The organism is Cupriavidus sp. 01T418, from assembly GCF_056398885.1.
On record NZ_JBFTQG010000017.1, the window covers coordinates 97,165 to 120,642 of the forward strand.

Genomic DNA, 23,478 nt, shown 5'->3' on the forward strand with positions numbered 1-23,478 from the left:
CGCCCAGAAGCCGCCAGGCTGAAGGGGCAGGGAACCCCGCCATGTCCATCACCCCTTCGACCGCAACTGCCAATCTCGTCGCCGAGCCGCCTTCGTGGCCGACACGGATCCTGACCCTGGTACCGCTGGGTGTCATCGCCTGGCTGGCCATGGCCATCTCGGCCCACCCGGCCGTATCGCACCTTGGCATGAGCGCGCTGACACTGGCCATGTTCGCCGGCATGGTGGCAGGCAATACCCTGCCGCAACGCTGGCTGACGCCGCTGGGGCCCGGAATGCAGCTGGCGCGCCAGCACTTGCTGCGGCTCGGCGTGGCCTTGTACGGCCTGCGACTGACCTTCGGCGCTATCGCCGACCTGGGCCTTGCCGGCGTGCTGGTGCCGTTGGCCATGCTTGTGTCGACCATGCTGGTGGGCATCTGGATCGGTACCTCGCTGCTTGGTCTGAGCCGCCGGGAAGCGATCGTCGTCAGCGCGGGCAGCGCGGTATGCGGCGCCGCTGCGGCGATCGCGGTCGCATCGGTAGTGCGCACCGACGACCGCCAGACGGCGGTAGCCGTGGCCACGGTGGTGTTGTTCGGCACGGCCGGCATGCTGCTGTACCCGTATCTGTTCGAACTTGCCACGCAGCACTGGCACGTGGCCATCAGCGAGCGTTCGTTCGGTATCTATATGGGTGCCACCCTGCACGAGGTGGCCCAGGTCATCGCATCGGGCAAGATGGTCAGCGATGCCACCGCGGATGCCGCTGTGGTTACCAAGATGGTGCGCGTGCTGGCGTTGGGGCCGCTGTTGCTGGTGCTCGCGCTGTTGCCGAAGGGGGCCAGCGGCGTGGCAGGCGAAAAGGCAGCGGGCGCGCGGCCGTGGGGCGCGATCCTGAAGGCAGTGCCGTGGTTTGCGGTGGGTTTCGTGGCGGTCATGGCGGTACACTCCGCCGGCCTCGTGCCCGAGGAATGGAAACCCAACCTGCTGTCGTTCGACAATTGGCTGCTCGCTTGCGCGATGCTGGCGATTGGCCTGCACACCCGTATCGGCACCTTGCTGCACGCTGGACGCAAGCCCCTGATACTGGCTGGCCTGCTCTTTGTATTCCTGATGGGAGCGGGCGCGCTGCTGTGCGCGGCGGTAGTCTGAGCGGGCCGGGCCGCGTCGCGCCGCCCGATCGCGGAATGCGGCGAGATGCCTTGGGCGGGCCTGGTGAGGTGGATGCTGGTGCGGCCGACGGGAATCGAACCCGTAAGCCCGTAAAGGCGGCAGATTTTAAGTCTGCTGAGTCTACCAATTTCTCCACGGCCGCACGGCAAGCCCGATATTGTGGTCGGTTGAGCGCAGTGATGCAAGTTCCGCGCGGTTTGCGCCGATTGGCGCCAGGCGGAAGGTGGAGGGTCGAACGCGCCGCCATGTGCCTATTGTTACGCCCGGTAACAATGTAGCGTCCGCGGTTTCACCTGGAATCTCTGAAGAATCTACAATACGCCTTATCGAATAACGACTTGCAAGAGGCAAGGATCATGAAACGTTGGATGCTCGCAGGACTCGCTTTGCTTGGGGCGCTGGCATCAGGTGCGGCAATGGCGCATGTGAGCGTTGGCGTTGCCATTGGTGTGCCCGGCGTGGTAGTGGGCGGCCCGGCGTACTATCCGCCGCCCGCCTATTATGCCCCGCCACCCGTGATCGTGGCTCCGGCACCTGTCTACTATGGTCCCCCCGCCGTGGTAGTGCGTCCGGCCCCGGTTTACTACGGTCCGGCCTACTATGGCGGTGGCTATTACGGCCGTGGCTACCGCGGCCGTGGCTACTACGGCCCGCCGGGACGTTGGGAGCATGACCGTGACCACCGCCACTGGCGATAAGCGTGAATGATCTGCCGCGCGCAGGTCAGCAGAAAGGGCCCTCCGGGGCCCTTTCGTATTTCAGGTGTGGCTTGCAAAGGCAAGCTGTATGCGGCGATCGGGTCAAGGTTCCATAGTTGCCGGCAGGGTCAAAAAATTTGAAGAGTCAGATCAAACCATTGTGCGTGTCGATCCTAGGGTTTTCCCCTATACTGCTGCTGTGACGCCGTGATGAAAAGATTCCGCAAAGCTCGCATCCGGTGCCTTTCCAGCCAGCACGATTCCAAAGAGGACCCACCCATGAAAGTCAAAAGCACTCTGGTGGCGATTGCAGCAATGACCGCCCTTTCCGCACTCTCCGCATCCGCCTTTGCCGCAGGCATCAACAAGCGCGACCCGTACACCGATGGCGCCAAGGTCGGCAAGGTCGACCCTTACACCGATGGCGCCAAGGTGGGCAAGGTTGACCCGTTCACCGACGGCGCCAAGGTTGGCGACCGCCGCGACGCGTTCACCGACGGCGCCAGGGCGAATGATCGCCGCGACCAGTTCACCGACGGAGCCTGAGTTCGCTGGACACAAGTCCGTGGCGCCTGTGGGCCACGGCAGTCCGCACACCGCAACCGTGACAACGCAGAAGGCCCGCCCAGCGCGGGTCTTTTGCGTTTCCACGGCCTTCGCGCGGGCGCCCGGCCCATGGTCATGCAAAGGGCTGTGGCGCTATACTTCCGGCTCACTGAAATGATATTCGAGGAGAATGGTATGCAGCAAAAGACCGTGCTGACGGCAGATGACGTGAAGAAGGTGCTGGCCGCAGCCGAGCTCGAGGCCAAGAATCACCAATGGGCGGTGTCGATCGCCATCGTCGACGATGGCGGCCACCTGCTGGCGCTGCAGCGCCTGGATGGCGCCGCGCCGATCTCGAGCTACATCGCTACCGAGAAGGCACGCACGTCGTCGCTGGGCCGTCGCGAATCGAAGGTCTACGAAGACATGATCAACAACGGCCGTCACTCGTTCATGACCGCGCCGGTGCTGCAGGGCATGCTGGAGGGTGGTGTGCCTATCGTGGTCAACGACCAGGTGGTGGGTGCGGTTGGCATATCGGGCGTGAAGTCGACCGAAGACGCGCAGATCGCGCGCGCCGGCATTGCCGCCCTGGGCGTCTGAGACTTGCTTGCCAGCCTGAATCAAGCGTAGTGCCGCGACAGTGAGCCTGGCTCATTGTCGCGGCACCCATTGCTGGATCACTGATGGTGGGCTGACGTCCTTGTCGGCCCGATGCGAAGCCTGCCGAGGGGTTTCGCGGCCAGGCTGCCGGTCCCGGTAGCCAGATTTTCCCCTTCGCATGCTCCCGTCGTTAGCTCACTGCACGGCTGCCGCCAGTGCAGCGGGAAATGCTTGTGCCTGCAGCGCCGCGACGTTCGTCGCGGCGCTGCAGGCATGGCGCACTACTTGGTCAGGATCAGCCTGCCGTGGCGCGTGATGCGCAGCGTGTAGACCTCGCCGTTGTGCAGGATAGGCAGCAGTTTGGCGCCCCGCATCAGCGTATCCAATGGCACGGCATCGCCAGCCGGCGCTGCGCCGAGGCCGTCGCGCATCAGGGCTTCGAGCCGGGCGGGCAGGGCAGCGACGGCGGATTTCATCGTTTCGATAGCCGCGCTGGCCGGGTTCTCACGCCGCGCTTGCGCCGCTTTTTTGGGGGTGACTTCGATCCGGCGCAGGGAAAGACGGCGGCGGGTGACTTCATGCGGTTGCGACAGCGGCAGGGTCAGGGTGCTCATCGGTAGGCTCCGGGCCGGTGGTCCGTGGCGGCTGCGCGGGACTGCGAGCTGCCACGATCGGGTTCAGGGTGGCTTGATATTAAATGGGAATCGTTATCATTACAATAGGAATTTTTCATTGCGAAGAGCCGGATCGGGCACCGTCCCGGTACCTCCGACGCGCGGGTCGGCGAGCGGTCCGGCAAAGAAAAAAGGGCACCCCAACGGAGTGCCCTTCTACTTATGCGGCGCAATCAGCCCAAACAGGCAGGTGATCGCTGAAACGTCACTGCTTGGGCTCGGTGATGAACCCGATTTTGCCCAGTCCACCGTGCTGCGCGGCGGCCATGACTTGCGCCACGCGTTCATAACGCACGTCGCGATCGGCGCGCAGGTGCAGTTCCGGTTGCGGTTGCTGCTGCGCGGCCTGGGCGATTTTGGCCTCGAGCGTGGGCTCGTCGATTTCAGCCTGGTTCCAGAAGACCTTGCCGCTGGCATCGATGCTCAGGTTGATGTTCTGCGGCTTGGACTCGTTGGGCGTGTTGGTCGCGCGCGGCAGGTCGATCTTGACCGCGTGGTTGATCACGGGAATGGTGATGATGAAGATGATCAGCAACACCAGCATGACGTCGACCAGCGGCGTCATGTTGATTTCGCTCATTACCTCGTCATCGTCCGAGTCGAGAGTACCGAATGCCATGATGACTTCCTTGTTGCCTTGCTGCGGCCTTACTGGTTCTTGACGGCGAGGCGCACGCTGCCATCGTCCGTGCGGGCGTTGGTCGGGCGCACGCGGGCGCCGGTGATGAAGTAGGCATGCAGGTCATGGGCGAAGCGGTTGAGCTTCGAGATCACGCCCTTGTTGCCTCGGCTCAGCGCGTTGTAGCCAAGCACTGCGGGGATCGCAACGGCCAGGCCGAAGGCGGTCATGATCAGCGCCTCGCCCACCGGACCCGCCACCTTGTCGATGGTTGGCACGCCGGAGGCGCCGATATTGATCAGCGCGTGATAGATGCCCCACACGGTGCCGAACAGGCCGACGAAGGGTGCGGTGGAGCCGACGGAGGCCAGCACTGCCAGGCCCGATTGCATGCGCGAGACGGCTTCGTCGATGGCGCTCTTCAGCGAGCGGGTGATCCAGTCAGAGATGTCCATCACGTCATGCAACTGGGGCTGGCTGGCGCGGTGGTGCTGCGCGGCTTCCTTGCCGGTGATGGCGAGCGTGCGGAATGGGTTCGCATCGCTGCTGCCCAGCGTTTCGAGGGCGTGGTCGAAATCGTCGGAGTGCCAGAATTGCTTTTCGGCACCATGCGCCATCTTCTTCAGCCGGACGAGATCCCACGCCTTCGTGAGAATCACGATCCACGAAGCCAGCGACATGATGAGCAGAATGATGGCGGTGGTACGCATGACGAAATCGCCTTGCGTCCAGAGATGCGAGAGTCCGAGGTCCTGCATGTTGGTTCCTGGTGAGGTCGGTATTGAATATTGAAATCAGTTGAGTTCGAACCCGATCGGCTGCTGGGCGGTAACCGCCACGGCGCGACCGTTGTCCAGATAGGGCTTGCAGCGCATGCGCTGGACTGCGTCCACGGCGGCCTGGTCCAGGCGGGACGAACCGCTTGAAGTGACCACGGCGGTCTTGACCACCTTGCCGGTCTCGTCCGTAGTCAGGCGTACCACGGCCTTGCCGGTTTCACCCATGCGGCGCGATTGCGACGGATAGGTGGGTTGCGGCGCGCTGCACTGGATTTCGCCGATGCCAACCGCACGTGGCGCTGCCGACACAGGAGCAGGCGGCTCGGCGGCCGGCGCCGGAGGTGCCGGCGGGGCGGGCGGCGCGGGCGGCGCTTCCACGGCATTGGGCGTCGGCGGCAGCGAAGCCACTGGCGTCGGGGTGGGGTGCGGTTGCGGCGGAGTCGGCCTCGGTGTGGTCACCTTTACTTGCTTGGGCGGGGTTTCCGGCTTGGGCATGGGTGTTTCGACCGCGGGCTTCTGGACTGGTTCGAGCGGGATGATGCGGGCGACGATTTCCGGCGTTATCACGGCCTCCGTGATCTTGCGCCCCAGCCCGCTCTGGATCAGGTAAAGCAGGCCGACGTGGAACAACAGGACGGCGAGCGTGATCTTGAAAAAACGTTGATCGAACATGAGAAAGCAGCAGATGTCGGCGAATCGGCGCGGCGCCGGCTTTTTATTAGCAATAAGACTTATTTGCGATAGAACAGGATCAGCGAGATGCCACAACCGACCAGCAAGCTAAGCAGCAATTCCATGATAAACGCTCCTTCAACAATGATGCCGGTGGGGAGCGCCGCTCTCGAGGCAGCGTGTCAGGAGCGAAGTATAAACGATAATGATTCTTATTTGGTGACTTTTTGTGCACCGCATTGCCTCGCTGCGGCACAGCCGTCTTTATACGCCGATTTGGTCCTGTCTTGCCGGCGCGGCGACGAAATGCGTGCTCTCGCACCGCACAGGGTTGCCGGCAATGCCCGATCTGCCACAAAGCGCGCTAGCATAGGGAAAAGAGGAGCAATTCGCCGCGCCGGCGACGGCGCTCCCCGTGCGAGAGGACCAGGCCATGGACTTCACCCGTTTCGCCGATGACGACCGCTCGACACTCCTGCGCGCCGCCACTGGCGCGCCGTGCACCTCCGCGCTCGACTGGATGTGCGCCCAGTTCGCCTTGCGTGTCGTCTGCTCGCTGGGACYGCGATTCAACCTGCGCAGCAATATCAACGACATCCTGACGGTCAGCGCCCAGGAGATGGTGTGGCCCTATGGCGTGGTGCTGCGCGTGCAGCGTTTCCTCGCCGCGCGCTGCGCCGATATGCCTGCCTGGAAGGGCGCCGCGCGCCTGACGCCGGAAGAATTCCTTGAGCGGCACGGACAATGGAACAGTGCTTTCGACGAAAGCGCGCTGTTCTATTACCTGGACGAGTACGTCAAGCATCATGCCAAGGATATGTTCGCCGTGTTCGACGTGTCGGTGGCGGCCCTGGCCGCGCGGCTGGACGGCGAACGCGTGTTGCTGGTGCGCAATATCGACATGCTCAGCCATGTGCTGGATCTGCCCGAGCACGAGCGCAAGCTGCTGCTCTACGCCGCGCTGGCCAAGTACAAGCGCGACCTGCGCGCGGTGATGGTGGATTGCAAGGTGGCGCACAGCCAGGAGGCTTTCCAGATCCTGGCTGGCCTGACCGGTGCCAGCCCGGCCGCGGTGGCCGTCTCGCTGCGGCCCGGCTCGCGCCTGGAGACACTCAACCTGATCGAGCAGCCTCTGCCCGAGAACAGCGTGACCGATCTCGGCGACCTGATGCGTTTGTCGGATCGCCTGTTGCACGTGCTGCTTGGCAACTACGCCAACGAGGCCGAGATGATGGCGGTGTTCACGCGCCCGGCGGCTGCACCCACGCTCGGCACCACCGACTATCCGCATGTCGAGACCGATGCGCGCTATCTCTCGGCCCTGCTCGCGAACGCCACGCAGCAGCACGCCAGCGGCGTCAACGTGCTGATCTACGGGCCGCCCGGCACCGGCAAGACCGAGTTTGCGCGGCTGCTCGCGCGCGAGGCGGGCTGCGAGCTGTACGAAGTGGATTGCCTGGACCGCGACGGCAACAGCCTGTCGGGCAAGGACCGTTACCGCTCGCTGCAGGTATCGCAGGCATTCCTGCGCGGCCGTCCGCGCACGGCCTTGTTGTTCGACGAAGTCGAGGATGTGTTCCCCGGCAGTGCGCGCGAGCTGACCAGCTTGTTCGGCCAGGAGGACACGCGTGGCTCGGTGAACGGCAAGGCATGGGTCAACCAGACGCTGGAGCAGAATCCGGTGCCGGTGATCTGGATCTCCAATTCGATTCGCCAGATCGATCCGGCCTACCTGCGCCGCTTCCAGTTTCACCTGGAACTGAAGATTCCGCCGCCGCTGGTGCGCGAGAACATCATTCGCAAGCACCTCGGCACGCTGGACGTGAGCGACGCCTTTATCGCCTCGCTGGCGGCGCGCAAGACCCTGACCCCGGCGCAGGTCCAGTCGGCGGCGCGCTTCGTGCAACTGGCGGGGCCCGGCGTGGCCGAGCCGGTGGAGGCGCTGATCCTGCGGCAGCTCGAGCATGCCGACCGCGCCATGGGTTTGCGCCCGGAAGTGGAGGGGCGGCCGGTGGTGACGCATTACCGCCTGGATTACCTCAACCTGGAAACGCGCTACGAAGTCGGCAAGATCGTGCAGGCGCTCAAGGCGCGCGCGCGCGGCACCCTGTGCTTCTACGGACCGCCGGGCACCGGCAAGACCGCGCTGGCCGAGCATATCGCGGCCGCGCTCGAACAGCCGCTGATGATCCGCCGCGCCTCCGACCTCATGAGCAAATACGTGGGGGAAACCGAGCAGCAGATCGCCGCCATGTTCGCGCGCGCCGAAGAGGACGGCGCGGTGTTGTTGCTCGACGAGGCCGACAGCTTCATGCAAAGCCGGCAGAATGCGGTGCGCAACTACGAGGTGTCCGAGGTCAACGAGATGTTGCAAGGCATGGAGCGCTTCAACGGCATCTTCGTCTGCACGACCAACCTGTTCGAGCGCATCGACGAGGCCGCGCTGCGGCGTTTCTCGTTCAAGATCCGCTTCCTGGCGCTCAAGGCGGAGCAACGTGCCGCGATGTTCATCGAGGAGGCGCTCGATGCCGATGCAAGCCGCCTGGAGGTGGCCATGGGCGAGGAACTCGCGAAGATGGATTGCCTGACGCCGGGCGACTTTGCCACGGTAAAGCGTCAGTGCGTGTTGTTGGGGGAAACCTTGACGCCCGATGAATTCCTGGCGCAGTTGCGCCAGGAGCATGCGGTCAAGCCGGAAGTGCGACAGCACCGGCCGCTGGGTTTCCTGCAGTAGCCAGCCGCGATCGCGCCGCCGCGCTCAGTCGAGCGAGGGCGCGGGCTCGATCGCCAGGGTCTCGGCCAGCGTGTCCACATGCAGCAGCGCGGCGGCCATGGCGCGCAGGTGGGCGGCGTCCTTGGTGGACGTGTAGCGATCGGCTGGCGCGGCATCCGGATCGGCGGCGATGCCGTGTTCGGCCAGCCTGCGCTGCAATTGCCGTGCGATGGCGTCGCCGGTATCGACCAGCGTCAGGCGATCGCCCACCAGCTCGCGCACGGTGTCCGACAGGAATGGGTAGTGGGTGCAGCCGAGCACCAGCGTATCGGCGCCGGCTTCGAGCATCGGCGACAGGTAGGCGGTGAGTTTCTCGCGCACGGCCGGCCCGTCGATATCGCCTTGCTCGATCAGCGGGACCAGCCCGACGCCAGCTTCGCAAAGGAAGCGGCTCTCGTTCTCCAGCGAGGCGAGCAGGCGGCCGAACTTGGCGCTCTTCAATGTATTGCCCGTGGCCAGCACGCCGACGACTTTGCTGCGGCTTGCGGCGGCCGCCGGCTTGAGGCCGGGCTCGACACCAATGATGGGCAGCGCCAGCCGTTCGCGCAGCGTATGCACCGCATGCATGGTGGCGGTGTTGCAGGCGATCACCAGGGCCTTGCAGCCCTGCGCCACCAGCCATTCGCAAACCTGCAGCGTGCGGGCTTCGACAAAGCGCTCTGGCTTTTCGCCATAGGGCGCGTACTTCGAGTCGGCCACGTAGAGCAGCGATTCATGCGGCAGCAGCGCGCGGATCTCGCGCAATACCGACAGGCCGCCGAGGCCGGAATCGAAAATGCCGATGGGTGCGTTGTTCACGGGAAGGGCAGAAGTGAATTCAGGCAATCAGGAAGTCAGGTAGCAAAAAGCCGGGTCGGAGGACCCGGCTTTCGCTGACAGCATGGCTGTCGCGGCTGTCATGGCGCAATGCGATTTACAGCGCGGCGACCGGGATCTTGCCGATCCTGGCCTGCCATTCGGCGGGGCCGGTCTTGTGCACCGAAGTGCCTTCGCTGTCCACGGCCACCGTCACGGGCATGTCCTTGACATCGAACTCGTAGATGGCTTCCATGCCGAGGTCTTCGAAACCGACCACCTTGGCGTGCCGGATGGCCTTGGCCACCAGGTAGGCCGCGCCGCCGACCGCCATCAGGTAGGCCGACTGGTGCTTCCTGATGGCCTCGATCGCCACCGGGCCGCGTTCGGCCTTGCCGATCATCGAGATCAGGCCGGTTTCGGCCAGCATCATCTCGGTGAACTTGTCCATGCGGGTGGCGGTGGTCGGGCCTGCCGGGCCGACGGCTTCGTCGCGCACGGGGTCGACCGGGCCCACGTAGTAGATCACGCGGTTCTTGAAGTCCACCGGCAGCTTCTCGCCCTTGGCCAGCATGTCGGCGATGCGCTTGTGCGCGGCGTCGCGGCCGGTCAGCATCTTGCCATTGAGCAGCAGGGTCTGGCCCGGCTTCCACGAGGCGACTTCCTCGGGCGTCAGGGTGTTCAGGTCGACGCGCTTGGAGGTTTCGGTGTTCGGTGCCCACTCGACCTTCGGCCAGGCCGACAGGTCAGGCGCTTCGAGCCTGGCCGGGCCGCTGCCGTCCAGCGTGAAATGCACGTGGCGGGTGGCTGCGCAGTTCGGGATCATCGCCACCGGCTTGGAGGCCGCATGGGTCGGGTAGCCCATGATCTTGACGTCGAGCACGGTGGCCAGGCCGCCCAGGCCCTGCGCGCCGATACCCAGCGCATTGACCTTCTCGTACAGCTCGACGCGCATTTCCTCGATCCAGTCCTGCGGGCCGCGGGCGATCACGTCCTGGATGTCGATCGGGTCCATCAGCGATTCCTTGGCCATGACCATCGCCTTCTCGGCGGTGCCGCCGATGCCGATGCCCAGCATGCCCGGCGGGCACCAGCCGGCGCCCATGGTCGGCACGGTCTTGAGCACCCAGTCGACGATGGAGTCGGACGGGTTGAGCATGACGAACTTGGACTTGTTCTCGGAGCCGCCGCCCTTGGCCGCCACCTGGATGTCCACCGTATTGCCCGGCACCACTTCATAGTGGATCACGGCGGGGGTGTTGTCCCTGGTGTTCTTGCGGCCGCCTTCGGGCGGGCTCACGATAGAGGCGCGCAGCACGTTGTCCGGGTTGGTGTAGCCGCGGCGCACGCCTTCGTTGATCATGTCCGACAGCCCCATGGTGGCGCCATCCCAGCGCACGTCCATGCCCACCTTGACGAAGATCGTGACGATGCCGGTGTCCTGGCAGATCGGACGCTTGCCTTCGGCGCACATGCGGCTGTTGGTCAGGATCTGCGCGATCGCATCCTTGGCGGCAGGACTCTGCTCCAGCTCATAGGCGCGGCCCAGGCTGGTGATGTAGTCCATCGGGTGGTAATAGCTGATGTATTGCAGGGAGTCGGCGACGCTCTGGATGAGGTCTTCTTGTTTGATGACAGTCATGTTATGGGGAGGACAGTCGAGGGGAAATTCAACCCGAAATCATACACCTAGCCGGAGTGGGATGCCGTGTTGCATGCGGCTGTCGACAGTCCCGCCGGTGACTTTGGCGGCGCATTGCGACTGTCGTTCCAGCGTGGAAGCCTGGCACCGCAATGATGGCGTGTATCGGGGCCGCAGCCCAATGTTCGGGATAGGACTCGCGGCATATAGCTGTGCTAGCCTAATGGAGCAGGCTGCACATCCTTGCGCGCTGGCCTGGCCCGACGGTTGTTCATGCTGCGTTGCCGCATCCGGAACGCAGTCGTGGGCAGGGTCAGTGCCGGGTTTGCAGCGTCAGGTTTAAGTAAGCCGTCGAGCGTAAGTTCGCAGCCAGGCCGCCACGCTATATCAGGAGACAAACAATGTCCGCCATCGAGTCCGTGATGCAGGAGCATCGCATTTTCAATCCCCCGGAGTCATTCGCCAGGCAAGCCGCGATCCCCAGCATGGAGGCTTACCAGGCGCTATGCGCAGAAGCCGAGCGCGACTACGAGGGTTTCTGGGCGCGCCACGCCCGCGAGCAACTGCATTGGAGCAAGCCCTTCACCAAGGTGCTGGACGAGAGCGATGCGCCGTTCTACAAGTGGTTCGAGGACGGCGAGCTCAATGCCTCCTATAACTGCCTGGACCGCAACCTGGACAACGGCAATGCAGAGAAGGTGGCCATCGTCTTCGAGGCCGACGACGGCGCCGTCACCAGGGTCACCTATCGCCAGCTGCATGCCAAGGTGTGCCAGTTTGCCAACGGACTGAAGGCGCTCGGCGTCAGGAAGGGCGACCGCGTGGTCATCTACATGCCCATGTCCATCGAGGGCGTGGTGGCAATGCAGGCCTGCGCCCGCCTCGGCGCCACCCATTCGGTGGTGTTCGGCGGTTTCTCCGCCAAATCGCTGCAGGAACGGCTGGTCGACGTGGGCGCGGTGGCGCTGATCACCGCCGACGAGCAGATGCGCGGCGGCAAGGCGCTGCCGCTCAAGGCCATCGCCGATGAAGCGCTGGCGCTGGGCGGCTGCGAAGCCGTGAAGAACGTGATCGTGTATCGCCGCACCGGCGGCAAGGTCAACTGGACCGAAGGCCGCGACCGCTGGATGGATGAAGTCGCAGCCGGCCAGCCCGAGACCTGCGAAGCGGAACCCGTCAGCGCGGAGCATCCGCTCTTCGTGCTCTATACATCCGGCTCCACCGGCAAGCCCAAGGGCGTGCAGCACAGCACCGGCGGCTACCTGCTATGGGCGCTGATGACGATGAAGTGGAGCTTCGACATCAAGCCCGACGACATGTTCTGGTGCACCGCCGACATCGGCTGGGTCACCGGGCACACCTATATCGCCTACGGCCCGCTGGCCGCCGGCGCGACCCAGGTGCTGTTCGAAGGCGTGCCCACCTATCCCCACGCCGGCCGATTCTGGGACATGATCGCGCGCCACAAGGTCAGCGTCTTCTACACCGCGCCGACCGCGATCCGTTCGCTGATCAAGTCAGCCGAAGCGGACGAGAAGGTGCATCCCAAGCAATACGACCTCTCCAGCCTGCGACTGCTGGGCACCGTGGGCGAGCCCATCAACCCCGAAGCCTGGATGTGGTACTACCGCAATATCGGCGGCGAGCGCTGCCCGGTGGTCGATACCTTCTGGCAGACCGAGACCGGCGGCCATATGATCACGCCGCTGCCTGGCGCCACGCCGCTGGTGCCGGGCTCCTGCACCTTGCCGCTGCCCGGCATCATGGCGGCCATCGTCGACGAGAGCGGCCAGGACGTGCCGAACGGCAGCGGTGGCATCCTGGTGATCAAGCGCCCGTGGCCAGCGATGATCCGCACCATCTGGGGCGACCCGGAGCGCTTCAAGAAGAGCTACTTCCCTGAGGAACTTGGCGGCAAGCTTTACCTGGCCGGAGACGGTTCGATCCGCGACAAGGACACCGGCTACTTCACCATCATGGGCCGCATCGACGACGTGCTCAACGTCTCGGGCCACCGCATGGGCACGATGGAGATCGAGTCCGCGCTGGTGGCCAACCCGATGGTGGCCGAAGCCGCAGTGGTGGGCCGCCCGGACGACATGACCGGTGAGGCCGTCTGCGCCTTCGTGGTGCTCAAGCGTTCCCGCCCGAACGAGGAAGAGGCCAGGCAGATCGCAGCCGAGCTGCGCAACTGGGTGGGCAAGGAAATCGGCCCGATCGCCAAGCCCAAGGACATCCGCTTCGGCGACAACCTGCCCAAGACGCGTTCCGGCAAGATCATGCGGCGCCTGTTGCGCTCGCTCGCCAAGAACGAGGAAATCACCCAGGACACGTCCACCCTGGAAAACCCCGCCATCCTGGACCAGCTCAAGCAGGCACAATAACGCGGTCACAAGCCAGTCTGCCGGCGCGCCATGCGCGTGCCGGCAGGTTCCTGCCGCATCCACCCTGCCTGTTTAACCACTGCTCCCATGCCCGACGAACAGTCGCGCTTTGGCCGTCGGCTGCTGCTGTACTACGGCTTGTTCACGGTCGGTTTGTTTGTCTTTGTCGGCATGATGGGCTTGCTGGAGCATTCCAGCGGCGACGCGCTCTGGCTCGGCTACGTCTTCCTGTTCGTCACCATCGCCATCTATGCGTGCATCGGGCTGATCTGCCGGACCTCGGACCTCAATGAATACTATGTAGCCGGACGGTGCGTGCCCGCGCTGTTCAACGGCATGGCCATCGCCGCCGACTGGATGAGCGCGGCGTCCTTCATCGGCCTGGCCGGCATTCTGTTCGCGTCGGGCTACGAAGGCCTGGCCTATGTGATGGGCTGGACCGGGGGCTATTGCCTGGTGGCCTTCCTGCTCGCGCCCTATCTGCGCAAATACGGCGGCTACACCATTCCCGATTTCCTGGCGGCGCGCTACGGCAACGGCAAGCCCGGCGGCAATATGCCGGTGCGTGCGATCGCCGTGCTGGCGGCTTCGCTGTGTTCCTTTGTCTACCTGGTGGCGCAGATCCAGGGGGTAGGGCTGATCGTCACCCGCTTTATCGGCGTGGAGTTTGCCGTCGGCGTATTCTTCGGCCTGGCCGGCATCCTGGTCTGCTCCTTCCTTGGCGGCATGCGCGCGGTGACGTGGACCCAGGTCGCGCAGTACATCATGCTGATCGTGGCCTTCCTGGTCACGGTCTCATCGATTGCCTGGAAGCACCATCACGAAGCCCTGCCGCAACTGAGCTACGGCACGCTGCTGCAGCAGATCGACACGCGCGAGCGCAGCATCGAGCGCGACCCGGCCGAGCAGGCCGTGCGCGAATACTATCGCCAGCAGGCCATCCAGATGCAGGAGCGCATCTCCAGGCTGCCGCAATCGTTCGACGTGGAACGCAATGCACTGGCAGCGCGGCTGCAGGAGCTGCGCTCGCGCAACGCGCCGCTGCGCGAGATCAAGACGGCCGAGCGCGAACGGGTCGAGTATCCGCGCGACGTAGCCGCCGCCCATCAGCAATGGAGCCAGCTGCGCGAGGAAGCGCTGGCGCGCAGCAAGCCCTCCATCCCGCCGACCGAACCGTACCCGTCGCCCTCGGAGGAGGAGCGCAAGACCAAGCGGCTGAATTTCGTATTGCTGGTGTTCTGCCTGATGCTCGGCACGGCCAGCCTGCCGCACATCCTGACCCGGTTCTACACCACGCCCTCGGTGAAGGCGTCGCGCAACTCGGTGGCCTGGGCCGTGTTCTTTATCGCGCTGCTCTACGTTTCCGCGCCGGCGCTTGCGGCGCTGGTCAAGTACGAATTCTTCCAGCACCTGGTCGGCACGCCGTATGCGGAATTGCCGCAGTGGGTGGTGCAGTGGCGCAAGGTCGACCCGCAGGTCTTCGGCATTCGCGACGTCAACGGCGACGGCATCGTGCAATGGGCGGAGATCCTGATCCAGCCCGACATGATCGTGCTGGCCGCGCCGGAGATCGCCGGCTTGCCCTATGTGATCTCGGGGCTGGTTGCCGCCGGCGCGCTGGCGGCGGCGCTGTCCACCGCGGACGGCCTGCTGCTCACCATCGCCAATGCGCTTTCGCACGACGTTTTCTATCACATGGTCGACCGTACCGCGAGCCACCAGCGGCGTGTCACCACCGCCAAGATCGTGCTGCTCGGCGTGGCGCTGTTTGCCTCCTACGTCACGTCGCTGCGTCCCGGCAATATTCTTTTCCTGGTCGGTGCTGCCTTCTCGCTGGCTGCGTCCAGCTTCTTCCCGGTGCTGGTGCTGGCCATCTTCTGGCGCCGTACCACGGCAGCGGGCGCGGTGGCGGGCATGGTGGCCGGACTCGGGGTGGCGGTCTATTATATTTTCGTCAACTACCCGTTCTTTACCCGCATGACCGGCATCTTCGGCAACCGCTGGTTCGGCGTGGACCCGATCGCCTCCGGCGCGTTCGGCGTACCAGCCGGGTTTGCCGTGGCCATCCTGGTCAGCCTGCTGACGCCGCGCAATGCGCCGGTGATCGACCGCCTGGTGACTTACTTGCGACGCGGCTAGGGAATTCCATCGCGAAACAGTGGATTTTCTGAGCGGCCGTCTGATATACTCGCGGACTTGCTGGAGAGATGGATGAGCGGTTTAAGTCGCACGCCTGGAAAGCGTGTATAGGTTAATAGCCTATCCGGGGTTCGAATCCCCGTCTCTCCGCCACTTATACCGTATGGGTTTGCCGGTCAGGAACAACTGACCGGCGGGTCATGGATCAAGGGCTGGGTCATTGGAAACGATGACCCAGCCCTTTTTCTTTGTCGAGGCGTTGCGGTAGCGGTAGAAGCCCGCCGGCAATAAAAAAGCACCTGTCGCAGGTGCTTTTGGCTTCTCCCGTTTCAAGGGGGAGGGGACCGAACCGGGTCGGCAAACTCATTGGGATCCGGTTCGGACTTGCATGTCTAATCGGCATGCGCGATCTCACTGCCACACTGGCCAGGGATCAACCTGCCGCTTACCTTCGCATCGCTAATGCGTGTCTCAGCCGGCAGGTCTCCAGTATAGGTCAGCATTGGGCAGGGTCAACCGGAGTTTCGGGACCGGAACCCGCATCCGGAAAAACTCGCCAGCGTGGATGTTATCGGCGACTTTTGCGCGACAACCATCGCGGCGCTTGTGAGCTCTGGCGCATGCGGCCTTCGTCTGGCGATCTGCTCGTGTTCCAGGTGCTGTCGCGGCGAACGCCCCATGATACGATCGATGAAAAATCGGGAAGAGACACTCAGTGCATCATGACATCGCACCGCGTTTCAACGCGGAGTTTGCCCCGCGAATCGCCGAGACGATCGCGAACCTGTTCAATCGTCATATCCGCGTGGAGGTCATGCCGGACGAGCGGCCGGGCTGCCCCGCACGGGTCCATCTTTCCGGTGAACCGTTCGATGAGCCGCGCCGGTTCGCGCACCAGCTGAACGTCTATCTGTCCTGGGACGGCCTTCAGGTCGAAGCGCTGTTCGATGCCGGCGGCTCAGAGAAGTTCGAACAGTATCTCGCGGCCCTCGCGGGCAAGATGCGTGCGTGGCAAACGCCGCGGCAGATCGACTTCGGGACGCGTTCGCAAGCGGATCCCATGGTGTTGCTCGGCGGGCTCGATTTCGAGCATTGAGCAACGCATCGTCAGCGCATTCCCGGCAAGCCCTCCACACTACGCACCCAATGGCACCGCCAAGGCTTGCACGTCGCTGCGCCGTTCGCCGCGCTGCGTTGCGCTGCCTCATGCGCAACTCGTGCTAAAGTGGCCGGATGCGATCCTCCGGAGGAGCATCATGGCTAAGGATTCCACGCCGCATCTGCAGGCAATTGTTCAGACGGCGCCCCAGGCGGGGCGCTACGTTTGGGTGATCACCCTGGTCGATTTCTCTGCGCAGCTGGTCAAGCGCACCATTGTTTCAGACGATACCTTCACCACATCGGACGCTGCGCGCGTAGCCGGCGACGCGCAGCTCAAGGCGATGGCGGCGGATAAATAGCCGCTGCGAGCGGCATGGGCGGTGCGGCCCAGGGATGAAGTGCACGCGCAAGGCGCGGGAGCAATGATGAGCATGTGCGAGGCCTGTGCGCAGATCCAGCCTGGCTCGATCGGCGGCACGGGGCATCCCCGGCTGTTGTTGACGGATACGCAGCGCATCAAGCCGCGCGGCCAGCCCGCGATTACCTTTGCCACCTACACCTGTGCCGATTGCGGTTGCCGCTGGCGGCATGAGAGCGACAAGAACGGCAAGGGGCCTGGCTGGTCGAGACAAGCCTGAAGGCATTCCCGCCATCGCCCGGAACAGGGCGAGGCGAATCTGTGGCGGTGCGGCGCAAGGAAGCCGCATGCGCCATGCAACCACGATTTGGGAGCGCACGTTGGACACTGGACCATTCACCCGCTACAAGGGTTTCGATCTCTATCCGCTGATCTATCGCCACCAGGCGGAGCGCACCTGGCCAGAGCGCCGGCCGGACCGCAGCTTCAACGCCTCGGTGGTGATCTGCCGCGAGGGACATGAACCGGGTACCGGGCATTCGCGCGTGTTCCGGCTGGCCGCAGCACCCTGGGACAATATCGGCACCGCGCGACGCGGCGCGGTGAAGTTCGGGGAGGACATCATCAACGGCCTGGTGCCGGGCGAGTCCGTTACCGCGCTGTAGGAAGAGGCCGGCCGGAGCGCCGGCCTGCATCATCCAGATCGCCATCGTCTTTACCTTCGGGTCGACCCAAAAGCAGGTGCCCCGAGCCTGGTTCAGGCAGGCAGGCGGGGCCTCGCGCCATGCTACGATCCAGGCAAATTATTCGGAGGTGAAGATGTCCAAGCACGTGTTCACACGCAGCCAGTATCTGGCCATCCTCAATGAAAGCCTGAAGAACGACCCGAGGTACCAGCCCGGCATGGCGTTTGTCTTTCATCCGCCCGGCGCTGACGAGGCCAGCGCGACTGGCGTCGGCTGTACCGGCCCGGACGACGCGCTTCCCGTCTACGCGGAGATCGAACGCGTAGCGGCCGATTTGATCGAGGTGAGGGGTGCGGAGTAGGGGAGGGCGGAGGTCCTTCAGGGAGATGGGGAGCAGGTCCCGCAGGTGCCCGCGCCGTGCAGCGCGCGCGATACAACGCGGGGCCCGCCGCCGACCTGCGTACAATACCGCCCCAGACAGACTCTAGCGGAACATGCCGTGAAAAAGACCGACCTCGAAAAGAACAAAGCGCTGAAACTGGCCAACAGCCTGAAATTGTCCGCCGCCCTCCGTGCCGGGCGCGATGCCGGCCCGGCCAAGGTCGATCGCCGCGAACAGCGCCGGCTCGATCAAGAGCAGGGCCTGGTGCCGTTTGCCTGCAAGCTCGACGCTGAACTGGTCAAGCGCCTGCAGGCGCTCGCATCGGCGCATGCCGGTGGCATGAGCGGCCTGCTCAAGGAAGCGCTGGAACGCGGCCTGCCCGAGCAAGGCGCGGCAGGCTGATACCTGCGCTGGCGCAGCCTGGGATGGAACGCTGATGCCTATGCGCTCCTGTTCACGGCATGGCCAAACCTGCCGAAGCTGCTGATCGGCAATCACAAGACGCCCGCTGGAGTTTCAGCGGGCGTCTTGCTTTCCAGGTTGCAGCCGGGATTGGCACGCGCGGGCAGGAAGGCAGGAAGGCGGGAAATCGGGATGCAGCGGTTGCCTGGCCGAAAGCAGGCGGAGGGGAACGGCGCGGGGGACCGCGCCGGGGATAACGACCATTCGGCCGCTACCCCCTTGGGGCAAAGAGACGCTCAGTCCTCTTCGCCTTCCTCTGAATCGAGGAAGTCGCGGCGCAGCATCCAGTTTTCGATGGCTTCGTCGCAGATCTTCTTGAGTTTCTGCTTCTCCGGCAGTTTGTCGAACAACTCGAAGTTCACCAGCGCGATGCCGGCGTCGGAGATGTAGAACAGGCGGCCCGGCTCGTCGTAATGCACGATGCGCCCATCGATGCCGGTTTCCTCGCTGTCGACCGGCATGTCTTCCAGTTCCACCACCCGGCAAGTGAAGCGCGGCGCGCGGGTGTGGGTCAGATATTCAAATTCGTCATGCATGACCTCGCCGCCCTTGGGCGTGAAGATCGCGAAGCCCCAGATAAAGCGGGGCATCGGCAGATCGGACAGATCATCAATCTCGTCCATGGTGTTCTCCCTGATTCGATACCCCGCATTATCGCTCGGTCGGGGCCCCAGCACCAAAATGTTCTGAAGACGGCCGACCCGGTGGCCAGGTTCCGATGCAGCAGCCCCCCAGGGTGACGGCCGCGTTCCACACGTTCCCCGGGGCTCCTGCAGCCGCCGTCAGGCCAGCATATAGCCGCTGGCGAGGGCCCGGAAACTGTCCACCTCGGCGCCTTGCCAGGCCGCGTCGTGGCCAAGTTCCTCGGCCAGGATTTCGGCCACCCGCGGCGCGGCCGCGCTGGCTGCGCCGGCTTCCAGGAACAGGGCGCGATTGCGGCGCGCCAGCACATCCTCGACCCGCCGCGCCAGTTCGAAGCGCGCGGCAAAGCGCACATGGGCGGCAGTCAGCCCCGAGCCGGGCACCAGCACTTCGTCATGGCCGGGCAGCGCGCGCAGCATGCCGGCTTCGTTGCCGTAGTAGCGGTCCGGCGAGGCGCTGCCTGCCGCGGGCAGGTCGGCGGGCAGGTCCTGCGAGCCGTGCAGCGGCAGATCGGCGGTCACGCATAGCGCGGCCGGCAGCATATGGCGCTGGATCGCCGTCTCCACCACGTCCTCGGCCATCTTCCGGTAGGTGGTCCACTTGCCGCCGGTAACGGTGATCAGGCCGGCCCTCGATACCAGGATGGTGTGCTCGCGCGAAAGCGACGCGGTGGAAGCTTCGCCGGTGGCCTTGACCAGCGGGCGCAGGCCGGCCCAGACGCTGGTCACGTCAGCGCGGGTGGGCGTGCGCGACAGGTAGCGCGCGGCGGTCTCCAGGATGAAGTCGACGTCGTCGGCGCCGGCGCGCGGCTCCAGCGGCAGGTCCTGGCGCGGGGTATCGGTGGTGCCGACGATGGTGTGGCCGTTCCAGGGCACGACGAAGAGCACGCGCCCGTCGTCGGTCTTGGGAATCAGGATGGCGCGGTCGCCGGGCAGGAACGCGCGCGGCAGGGTCAGGTGCACGCCCTGGCTGGGCGCGACCATGCTGCGCGCGTGGCCGTCTTCCATCTGGCGGATGGCATCGACCCACACCCCGGTGGCGTTGATCACGCACGACGCCTTGAGATCGAAGCTGGCGTCGCCCAGCACATCCTTCACGGTGACGCCGTCGATCACGCCGTTGCGCTGCGACAGCCCGCTCACGCGCAGGTAGTTGATGGCCGTGCCGCCCACGTCGAACAGCGTGCGCATCAGCCCGATGGCGAGGCGGGCGTCGTCGAACTGCCCGTCGAAATACAGGTTGCCGCCGCGCAGGGGCCGTCCGCCCACATGCTCGGCCAGGGTCGGTGCCGCCGCCAGTGTTTCGCGATGGTTGAGCCAGCGGCTGCCGGACAGGTTAAGCCCGCCAGCCAGCATGTCGTAAAGCTTCAGGCCGATGCCGTAGAAGGGCTGGTCGAACAACTGGTAGGCCGGCACCACGAAGCCGAGCGGCCACACCAGGTGCGGCGCGTTGCGGGTCAGCAGGCCGCGCTCGTGCAGCGCCTCGCGCACCAGGCTGATATTGCCCTGCGCCAGGTAGCGCACGCCGCCATGGACCAGCTTGGTGGCCTTGCTGGAAGTGCCCTTGGCGAAGTCGGCGGCTTCCACCAGCAGCGTACGGTAGCCGCGCGAGGCGGCGTCCACCGCCGTGCCGAGGCCCGTTGCGCCGCCGCCGATGACGATCACATCCCACTTCGGCTCGCGCTCGAGGGTGGCGAGCAGGGCAGTGCGGTCCGGCGGCAGGGTGGGCGTAAACAGTGTCTGCATGATTCCTTGCTTGATGCGAATGCTTGTGTAGCTGTAGCGCGCGCGGATCGCGTTGCGCCGGTTGCGCGGGCGACGTCAGCCCGCGCTCATTGTGTCGTATGAGGCGGCGCGCCATCCTCGCGGGCCCAGTCGCGCGCGCGCTCCACCGCACGATGCCAGCGCCACAGGCGGTAGGCGCGCGCATCCGCACTCAGGTTGGGCTCGAAGCGGTGCTCCACCTGCCACTGGCTGGCGATCTCTTCCTCGCCGCCCCAGTAGCCGGTGGCCAGCCCCGCCAGGTAGGCGGCGCCAAGCGCCGTGGTTTCGGTCACGCGCGGGCGCACCACGGCCGTGCCGAGCAGGTCGGCCTGCATCTGCATCAGCAGATCGCTGCGCGAGGCGCCGCCGTCCACGCGCAGTTCGGCCAGCGAGATGCCGGCATCCTTCTGCATGGCGTCCAGCACGTCCACGCTCTGCAGCGCGATCGATTCCAGCGCGGCGCGGGCAATGTGGGGGCGTCCGGTGCCGCGCGTCATGCCCACCAGCGTGCCGCGCGCGAACGGGTCCCACTGCGGCGCGCCCAGGCCGGCGAAGGCCGGCACCAGCACCACGCCGTCGGTGTCGTCGCACTGGCGCGCCAGCGGTTCGACTTCTGGCGCGCTATGGATGATCCGCAGGCCATCGCGCAGCCACTGGATGGTGGCGCCGCCCATGAACACACCGCCCTCCAGGCAATAATGCGTGCGGCTCGCGGCCGGCGTCGCGCCGCCCAGTTGCCAGCCGATGGTGGTGAGCAAGCGGTTGTGCGAAGTCACCGGCTGCGAGCCCGTGTTCATCAGCAGGAAGCAGCCCGTCCCATAGGTATTCTTTGCCATGCCCGGCGACAGGCAGGCCTGGCCGTAGGTGGCGGCCTGCTGGTCGCCGGCGATGCCGGCAATCGGGATCTCGGCGCCGAACAGCCGCAGCGCGGTGCGCGCCACCTCGCCGCTGGAGGGCACCACCTCGGGCAGCAGGCTGCGCGGGATGTCGAGCAGGCCGAGCAGGGCGTCGTCCCACTGGAAGGTGTGGATGTTGAACAGCAGCGTGCGCGAGGCGTTGGACACATCGGTGACGTGGCGCTTGCCGTCCGTGAGCTGCCAGATCAGCCAGCTGTCGACCGTGCCGAAGGCGAGTTCGCCGCGCTCGGCGCGGGCGCGCGCCCCCTCGGTGTTGTCCAGCATCCAGCGCAGCTTGGTGCCGGAAAAATAGGCGTCGATGATCAGGCCGGTCTTGTCGCGCAACAACTCGCCGTGGCCGTCGGCCTGCAGCGTCTCGCACATCGGCGCGGTGCGGCGGTCCTGCCAGACCAGCGCGCGGCCGACCGGCTCGCCGGTCTGACGGTCCCACAGCACGGTGGTCTCGCGCTGGTTGGTGATGCCGATGGCGCGCACCTGGCTGGCCGAGACGCCGGCATCGTTGAGCACCGCGTGCGCCACCGCCAACTGGGACTGCCAGATCTCGTAGGGGTCGTGCTCGACATGGCCGGGGTGCGGGTAATATTGCCGGAATTCGCGCTGCGCGACCCGCGCCACATTGCCGGCGCGATCGAACAGGATGGCGCGCGAGCTGCTGGTGCCCTGGTCGAGCGCGAGGATGAATTGCGGCAGGCCCGACGGCTGGATTTGCGTCATGCGTGTTGTCCTGAAAATACTTTTACGGGCGTGCCTTGCCGGCCGCCGAGATCGATCATGTCCGATACCTTGCCTGACAGCCGGCGCGGCCAAGGCCGCGAACCCGCCATATCCGCAATATCCCCCGTTTCCTCCGTTTCCCGGATCGCCGCTTCGGTCGCCGCGCGCAGCCCGTTCGATGCCGGTGCCCACCTGCGGCTGACGGTGGAAGGGCGCCACGTTGGCTGGCTGCCGCGCGCGCATGCCGACATCCTGCGTGCGCAGGCGGCGGTGCCTGGCGTGCTGGGCGCTTCCCGGGACGGCTGCGTGGCGCTGTTGCCGGATGGCGGCGGCTTTGCCGCGCGCAGCGCCGCGCTGGCGGTGCTGGCGCGCTGGCTGGCCGATGGCGGCCATGTGCGCGGCTGGCGCGACGAGTTGTTCGCCGTCACGCCGGCGCTGGAGGCGCCGGCCTTTGCCACCATCGAACGCGCGGCGGCGCGTTTTCTCGGGCTGCTGACCTTCGCCTCGCACATGAACGGCGTGATTGCCGGCGAGCGTGCCTTGTGGATTTCACGCCGTAGCCCGGCCAAGGCGGTCGACCCCGGCATGTGGGACAACCTGGTGGCCGGCGGCATGCCGCACGGCAGCGATCCGCTCGCCACGCTGGTGCGCGAGTGCGACGAGGAATCCGGCGTCCCGCCTGCACTGGCGCAGCGCGCCGAGGCGCACGGCGTGATCGAAGTGCTGCGTGAAATTCCCGAAGGCGTGCAGTGGGAAGCCGTATATGTGTACGACCTGGCGCTGCCGCCGGATTTCGTGCCGCATAACCGCGATGGCGAGGTGGCGGAGCACCGCCGTATCGAGCCGGAGGCATTGCTTGCTATCATGGCGGACGGCGCCATGACGGTCGATGCGACCCTGGTGACGCTGGATGCGCTCAACCGCCGCGGCTGGAGCGCCAGCGCCACCCGTCGCGCATGATCGGCGCGCACACGA

At 65.4% G+C, this 23,478-nt stretch carries 23 protein-coding genes and 2 tRNA genes; 15 read left to right on the forward strand and 10 right to left on the reverse strand.

The features are described from left to right. The first annotated feature begins 41 nt into the window (after window positions 1-41). Window positions 42-1,133: a YeiH family protein gene (locus AC1DQ3_RS18335; protein WP_477121577.1), complete on the forward strand. Its 1,092-nt coding sequence runs from the start codon at window positions 42-44 to the stop codon at window positions 1,131-1,133. A gap of 76 nt (window positions 1,134-1,209) precedes the next feature. Here the strand turns inward: AC1DQ3_RS18335 and AC1DQ3_RS18340 are convergent. Then, window positions 1,210-1,296, reverse strand: a tRNA-Leu gene (locus AC1DQ3_RS18340). A gap of 214 nt (window positions 1,297-1,510) precedes the next feature. On the opposite strand from AC1DQ3_RS18340, the gene AC1DQ3_RS18345 reads away from it, so the two are divergent. The 3 genes from AC1DQ3_RS18345 (at window position 1,511) to AC1DQ3_RS18355 (ending at window position 3,001) form a co-directional block, all read left to right on the forward strand. Further along, window positions 1,511-1,852 carry a hypothetical protein gene (locus AC1DQ3_RS18345; RefSeq protein ID WP_477121578.1) on the forward strand — a complete coding sequence of 114 codons (342 nt, stop codon included), beginning with the start codon at window positions 1,511-1,513 and terminating at the stop codon, window positions 1,850-1,852. A gap of 279 nt (window positions 1,853-2,131) precedes the next feature. Then, window positions 2,132-2,398: a hypothetical protein gene (locus AC1DQ3_RS18350; RefSeq protein ID WP_477121579.1), complete on the forward strand. Its 267-nt coding sequence runs from the start codon at window positions 2,132-2,134 to the stop codon at window positions 2,396-2,398. A 195-nt stretch (window positions 2,399-2,593) separates the two neighbouring features. Then, on the forward strand, window positions 2,594-3,001 hold the full coding sequence (locus AC1DQ3_RS18355) for a GlcG/HbpS family heme-binding protein (protein WP_477121580.1): 408 nt from the start codon (window positions 2,594-2,596) through the stop codon (window positions 2,999-3,001). Window positions 3,002-3,282: 281 nt separating this feature from the next. Here the strand turns inward: AC1DQ3_RS18355 and AC1DQ3_RS18360 are convergent, their stop codons facing one another. The 4 genes from AC1DQ3_RS18360 to AC1DQ3_RS18375 all read right to left on the reverse strand — a co-directional run bounded on the left by AC1DQ3_RS18360 (window position 3,283) and on the right by AC1DQ3_RS18375 (window position 5,745). Next, entirely contained in the window at window positions 3,283-3,615 is a 333-nt protein-coding gene (locus AC1DQ3_RS18360) for a hemin uptake protein HemP (protein WP_477121581.1), read from the reverse strand. A 265-nt stretch (window positions 3,616-3,880) separates the two neighbouring features. Then, window positions 3,881-4,294 (reverse strand): ExbD/TolR family protein, encoded by a 414-nt coding sequence (locus AC1DQ3_RS18365; RefSeq protein WP_477121582.1) that lies wholly within the window; start codon window positions 4,292-4,294, stop codon window positions 3,881-3,883. A 29-nt stretch (window positions 4,295-4,323) separates the two neighbouring features. Beyond that, window positions 4,324-5,052: a MotA/TolQ/ExbB proton channel family protein gene (locus AC1DQ3_RS18370; protein WP_477121583.1), complete on the reverse strand. Its 729-nt coding sequence runs from the start codon at window positions 5,050-5,052 to the stop codon at window positions 4,324-4,326. 36 nt (window positions 5,053-5,088) lie between these two features. After that, on the reverse strand, window positions 5,089-5,745 hold the full coding sequence (locus tag AC1DQ3_RS18375) for an energy transducer TonB (RefSeq protein WP_477121584.1): 657 nt from the start codon (window positions 5,743-5,745) through the stop codon (window positions 5,089-5,091). A gap of 433 nt (window positions 5,746-6,178) precedes the next feature. Between AC1DQ3_RS18375 and AC1DQ3_RS18380 the strand changes: the two genes are divergently transcribed. Next, complete coding sequence (locus AC1DQ3_RS18380; RefSeq protein WP_477121585.1) at window positions 6,179-8,479, forward strand: AAA family ATPase; 2,301 nt, start codon at window positions 6,179-6,181, stop codon at window positions 8,477-8,479. Between the two features lie 24 nt (window positions 8,480-8,503). Here AC1DQ3_RS18380 and murI read toward each other — a convergent pair whose 3' ends face one another. Both murI and AC1DQ3_RS18390 read right to left on the reverse strand, forming a co-directional pair. Continuing rightward, a complete protein-coding gene (gene murI, locus AC1DQ3_RS18385) occupies window positions 8,504-9,316 on the reverse strand; it encodes a glutamate racemase (protein ID WP_477121586.1) in 813 nt (270 codons plus the stop codon). 115 nt (window positions 9,317-9,431) lie between these two features. After that, window positions 9,432-10,955, reverse strand: coding sequence for a fumarate hydratase (locus AC1DQ3_RS18390; protein WP_477121587.1), 1,524 nt, complete (start codon window positions 10,953-10,955; stop codon window positions 9,432-9,434). A gap of 401 nt (window positions 10,956-11,356) precedes the next feature. On the opposite strand from AC1DQ3_RS18390, the gene acs reads away from it, so the two are divergent. The 9 genes from acs (at window position 11,357) to AC1DQ3_RS18435 (ending at window position 18,407) form a co-directional block, all read left to right on the forward strand. Beyond that, window positions 11,357-13,339 (forward strand): acetate--CoA ligase, encoded by a 1,983-nt coding sequence (acs, locus tag AC1DQ3_RS18395; protein ID WP_477121588.1) that lies wholly within the window; start codon window positions 11,357-11,359, stop codon window positions 13,337-13,339. 87 nt (window positions 13,340-13,426) lie between these two features. After that, entirely contained in the window at window positions 13,427-15,478 is a 2,052-nt protein-coding gene (locus AC1DQ3_RS18400; RefSeq protein WP_477121589.1) for a sodium:solute symporter family protein, read from the forward strand. Window positions 15,479-15,540: 62 nt separating this feature from the next. Then, window positions 15,541-15,631: transfer RNA gene (locus AC1DQ3_RS18405), tRNA-Ser, on the forward strand. A gap of 562 nt (window positions 15,632-16,193) precedes the next feature. Continuing rightward, complete coding sequence (locus tag AC1DQ3_RS18410; protein ID WP_477121590.1) at window positions 16,194-16,574, forward strand: DUF5594 family protein; 381 nt, start codon at window positions 16,194-16,196, stop codon at window positions 16,572-16,574. Between the two features lie 160 nt (window positions 16,575-16,734). Then, window positions 16,735-16,938, forward strand: a complete 204-nt coding sequence (locus AC1DQ3_RS18415) for a hypothetical protein (protein ID WP_477121591.1) — start codon at window positions 16,735-16,737, stop codon at window positions 16,936-16,938. Window positions 16,939-17,001: 63 nt separating this feature from the next. Continuing rightward, window positions 17,002-17,217, forward strand: coding sequence for a hypothetical protein (locus AC1DQ3_RS18420; protein WP_477121592.1), 216 nt, complete (start codon window positions 17,002-17,004; stop codon window positions 17,215-17,217). Between the two features lie 100 nt (window positions 17,218-17,317). Then, complete coding sequence (locus tag AC1DQ3_RS18425; protein WP_477121593.1) at window positions 17,318-17,602, forward strand: hypothetical protein; 285 nt, start codon at window positions 17,318-17,320, stop codon at window positions 17,600-17,602. A 154-nt stretch (window positions 17,603-17,756) separates the two neighbouring features. After that, on the forward strand, window positions 17,757-17,984 hold the full coding sequence (locus AC1DQ3_RS18430; protein WP_477121594.1) for a hypothetical protein: 228 nt from the start codon (window positions 17,757-17,759) through the stop codon (window positions 17,982-17,984). Window positions 17,985-18,122: 138 nt separating this feature from the next. Further along, window positions 18,123-18,407: a hypothetical protein gene (locus tag AC1DQ3_RS18435; protein ID WP_477121595.1), complete on the forward strand. Its 285-nt coding sequence runs from the start codon at window positions 18,123-18,125 to the stop codon at window positions 18,405-18,407. A 296-nt stretch (window positions 18,408-18,703) separates the two neighbouring features. Here AC1DQ3_RS18435 and AC1DQ3_RS18440 read toward each other — a convergent pair whose 3' ends face one another. From AC1DQ3_RS18440 to glpK, 3 genes are all read right to left on the reverse strand, one after another. After that, complete coding sequence (locus tag AC1DQ3_RS18440) at window positions 18,704-19,090, reverse strand: hypothetical protein (protein ID WP_477121596.1); 387 nt, start codon at window positions 19,088-19,090, stop codon at window positions 18,704-18,706. A 159-nt stretch (window positions 19,091-19,249) separates the two neighbouring features. After that, window positions 19,250-20,854: a glycerol-3-phosphate dehydrogenase/oxidase gene (locus tag AC1DQ3_RS18445; RefSeq protein ID WP_477121597.1), complete on the reverse strand. Its 1,605-nt coding sequence runs from the start codon at window positions 20,852-20,854 to the stop codon at window positions 19,250-19,252. Between the two features lie 86 nt (window positions 20,855-20,940). After that, window positions 20,941-22,503: a glycerol kinase GlpK gene (gene glpK / locus AC1DQ3_RS18450; protein ID WP_477121598.1), complete on the reverse strand. Its 1,563-nt coding sequence runs from the start codon at window positions 22,501-22,503 to the stop codon at window positions 20,941-20,943. 57 nt (window positions 22,504-22,560) lie between these two features. Between glpK and AC1DQ3_RS18455 the strand changes: the two genes are divergently transcribed. Beyond that, a complete protein-coding gene (locus AC1DQ3_RS18455; protein ID WP_477121599.1) occupies window positions 22,561-23,463 on the forward strand; it encodes an NUDIX hydrolase in 903 nt (300 codons plus the stop codon). Window positions 23,464-23,478: the final 15 nt, after the last annotated feature.

Bases quoted from the DNA above. Each gene is read 5' to 3' on its own strand.
- AC1DQ3_RS18390 (WP_477121587.1), bottom strand. From the start codon at position 10,955: ATGACTGTCATCAAACAAGAAGACCTCATCCAGAGCGTCGCCGACTCC.
- AC1DQ3_RS18440 (WP_477121596.1), bottom strand. From the start codon at position 19,090: ATGGACGAGATTGATGATCTGTCCGATCTGCCGATGCCCCGCTTTATC.
- glpK (WP_477121598.1), bottom strand. From the start codon at position 22,503: ATGACGCAAATCCAGCCGTCGGGCCTGCCGCAATTCATCCTCGCGCTC.
- AC1DQ3_RS18345 (WP_477121578.1), top strand. From the start codon at position 1,511: ATGAAACGTTGGATGCTCGCAGGACTCGCTTTGCTTGGGGCGCTGGCA.
- AC1DQ3_RS18370 (WP_477121583.1), bottom strand. From the start codon at position 5,052: ATGCAGGACCTCGGACTCTCGCATCTCTGGACGCAAGGCGATTTCGTC.
- AC1DQ3_RS18445 (WP_477121597.1), bottom strand. From the start codon at position 20,854: ATGCAGACACTGTTTACGCCCACCCTGCCGCCGGACCGCACTGCCCTG.
- AC1DQ3_RS18415 (WP_477121591.1), top strand. From the start codon at position 16,735: ATGGCTAAGGATTCCACGCCGCATCTGCAGGCAATTGTTCAGACGGCG.
- AC1DQ3_RS18365 (WP_477121582.1), bottom strand. From the start codon at position 4,294: ATGGCATTCGGTACTCTCGACTCGGACGATGACGAGGTAATGAGCGAA.
- AC1DQ3_RS18335 (WP_477121577.1), top strand. From the start codon at position 42: ATGTCCATCACCCCTTCGACCGCAACTGCCAATCTCGTCGCCGAGCCG.
- acs (WP_477121588.1), top strand. From the start codon at position 11,357: ATGTCCGCCATCGAGTCCGTGATGCAGGAGCATCGCATTTTCAATCCC.
- AC1DQ3_RS18400 (WP_477121589.1), top strand. From the start codon at position 13,427: ATGCCCGACGAACAGTCGCGCTTTGGCCGTCGGCTGCTGCTGTACTAC.
- AC1DQ3_RS18375 (WP_477121584.1), bottom strand. From the start codon at position 5,745: ATGTTCGATCAACGTTTTTTCAAGATCACGCTCGCCGTCCTGTTGTTC.
- AC1DQ3_RS18430 (WP_477121594.1), top strand. From the start codon at position 17,757: ATGTCCAAGCACGTGTTCACACGCAGCCAGTATCTGGCCATCCTCAAT.
- AC1DQ3_RS18455 (WP_477121599.1), top strand. From the start codon at position 22,561: ATGTCCGATACCTTGCCTGACAGCCGGCGCGGCCAAGGCCGCGAACCC.
- AC1DQ3_RS18350 (WP_477121579.1), top strand. From the start codon at position 2,132: ATGAAAGTCAAAAGCACTCTGGTGGCGATTGCAGCAATGACCGCCCTT.
- AC1DQ3_RS18355 (WP_477121580.1), top strand. From the start codon at position 2,594: ATGCAGCAAAAGACCGTGCTGACGGCAGATGACGTGAAGAAGGTGCTG.
- AC1DQ3_RS18420 (WP_477121592.1), top strand. From the start codon at position 17,002: ATGATGAGCATGTGCGAGGCCTGTGCGCAGATCCAGCCTGGCTCGATC.
- AC1DQ3_RS18360 (WP_477121581.1), bottom strand. From the start codon at position 3,615: ATGAGCACCCTGACCCTGCCGCTGTCGCAACCGCATGAAGTCACCCGC.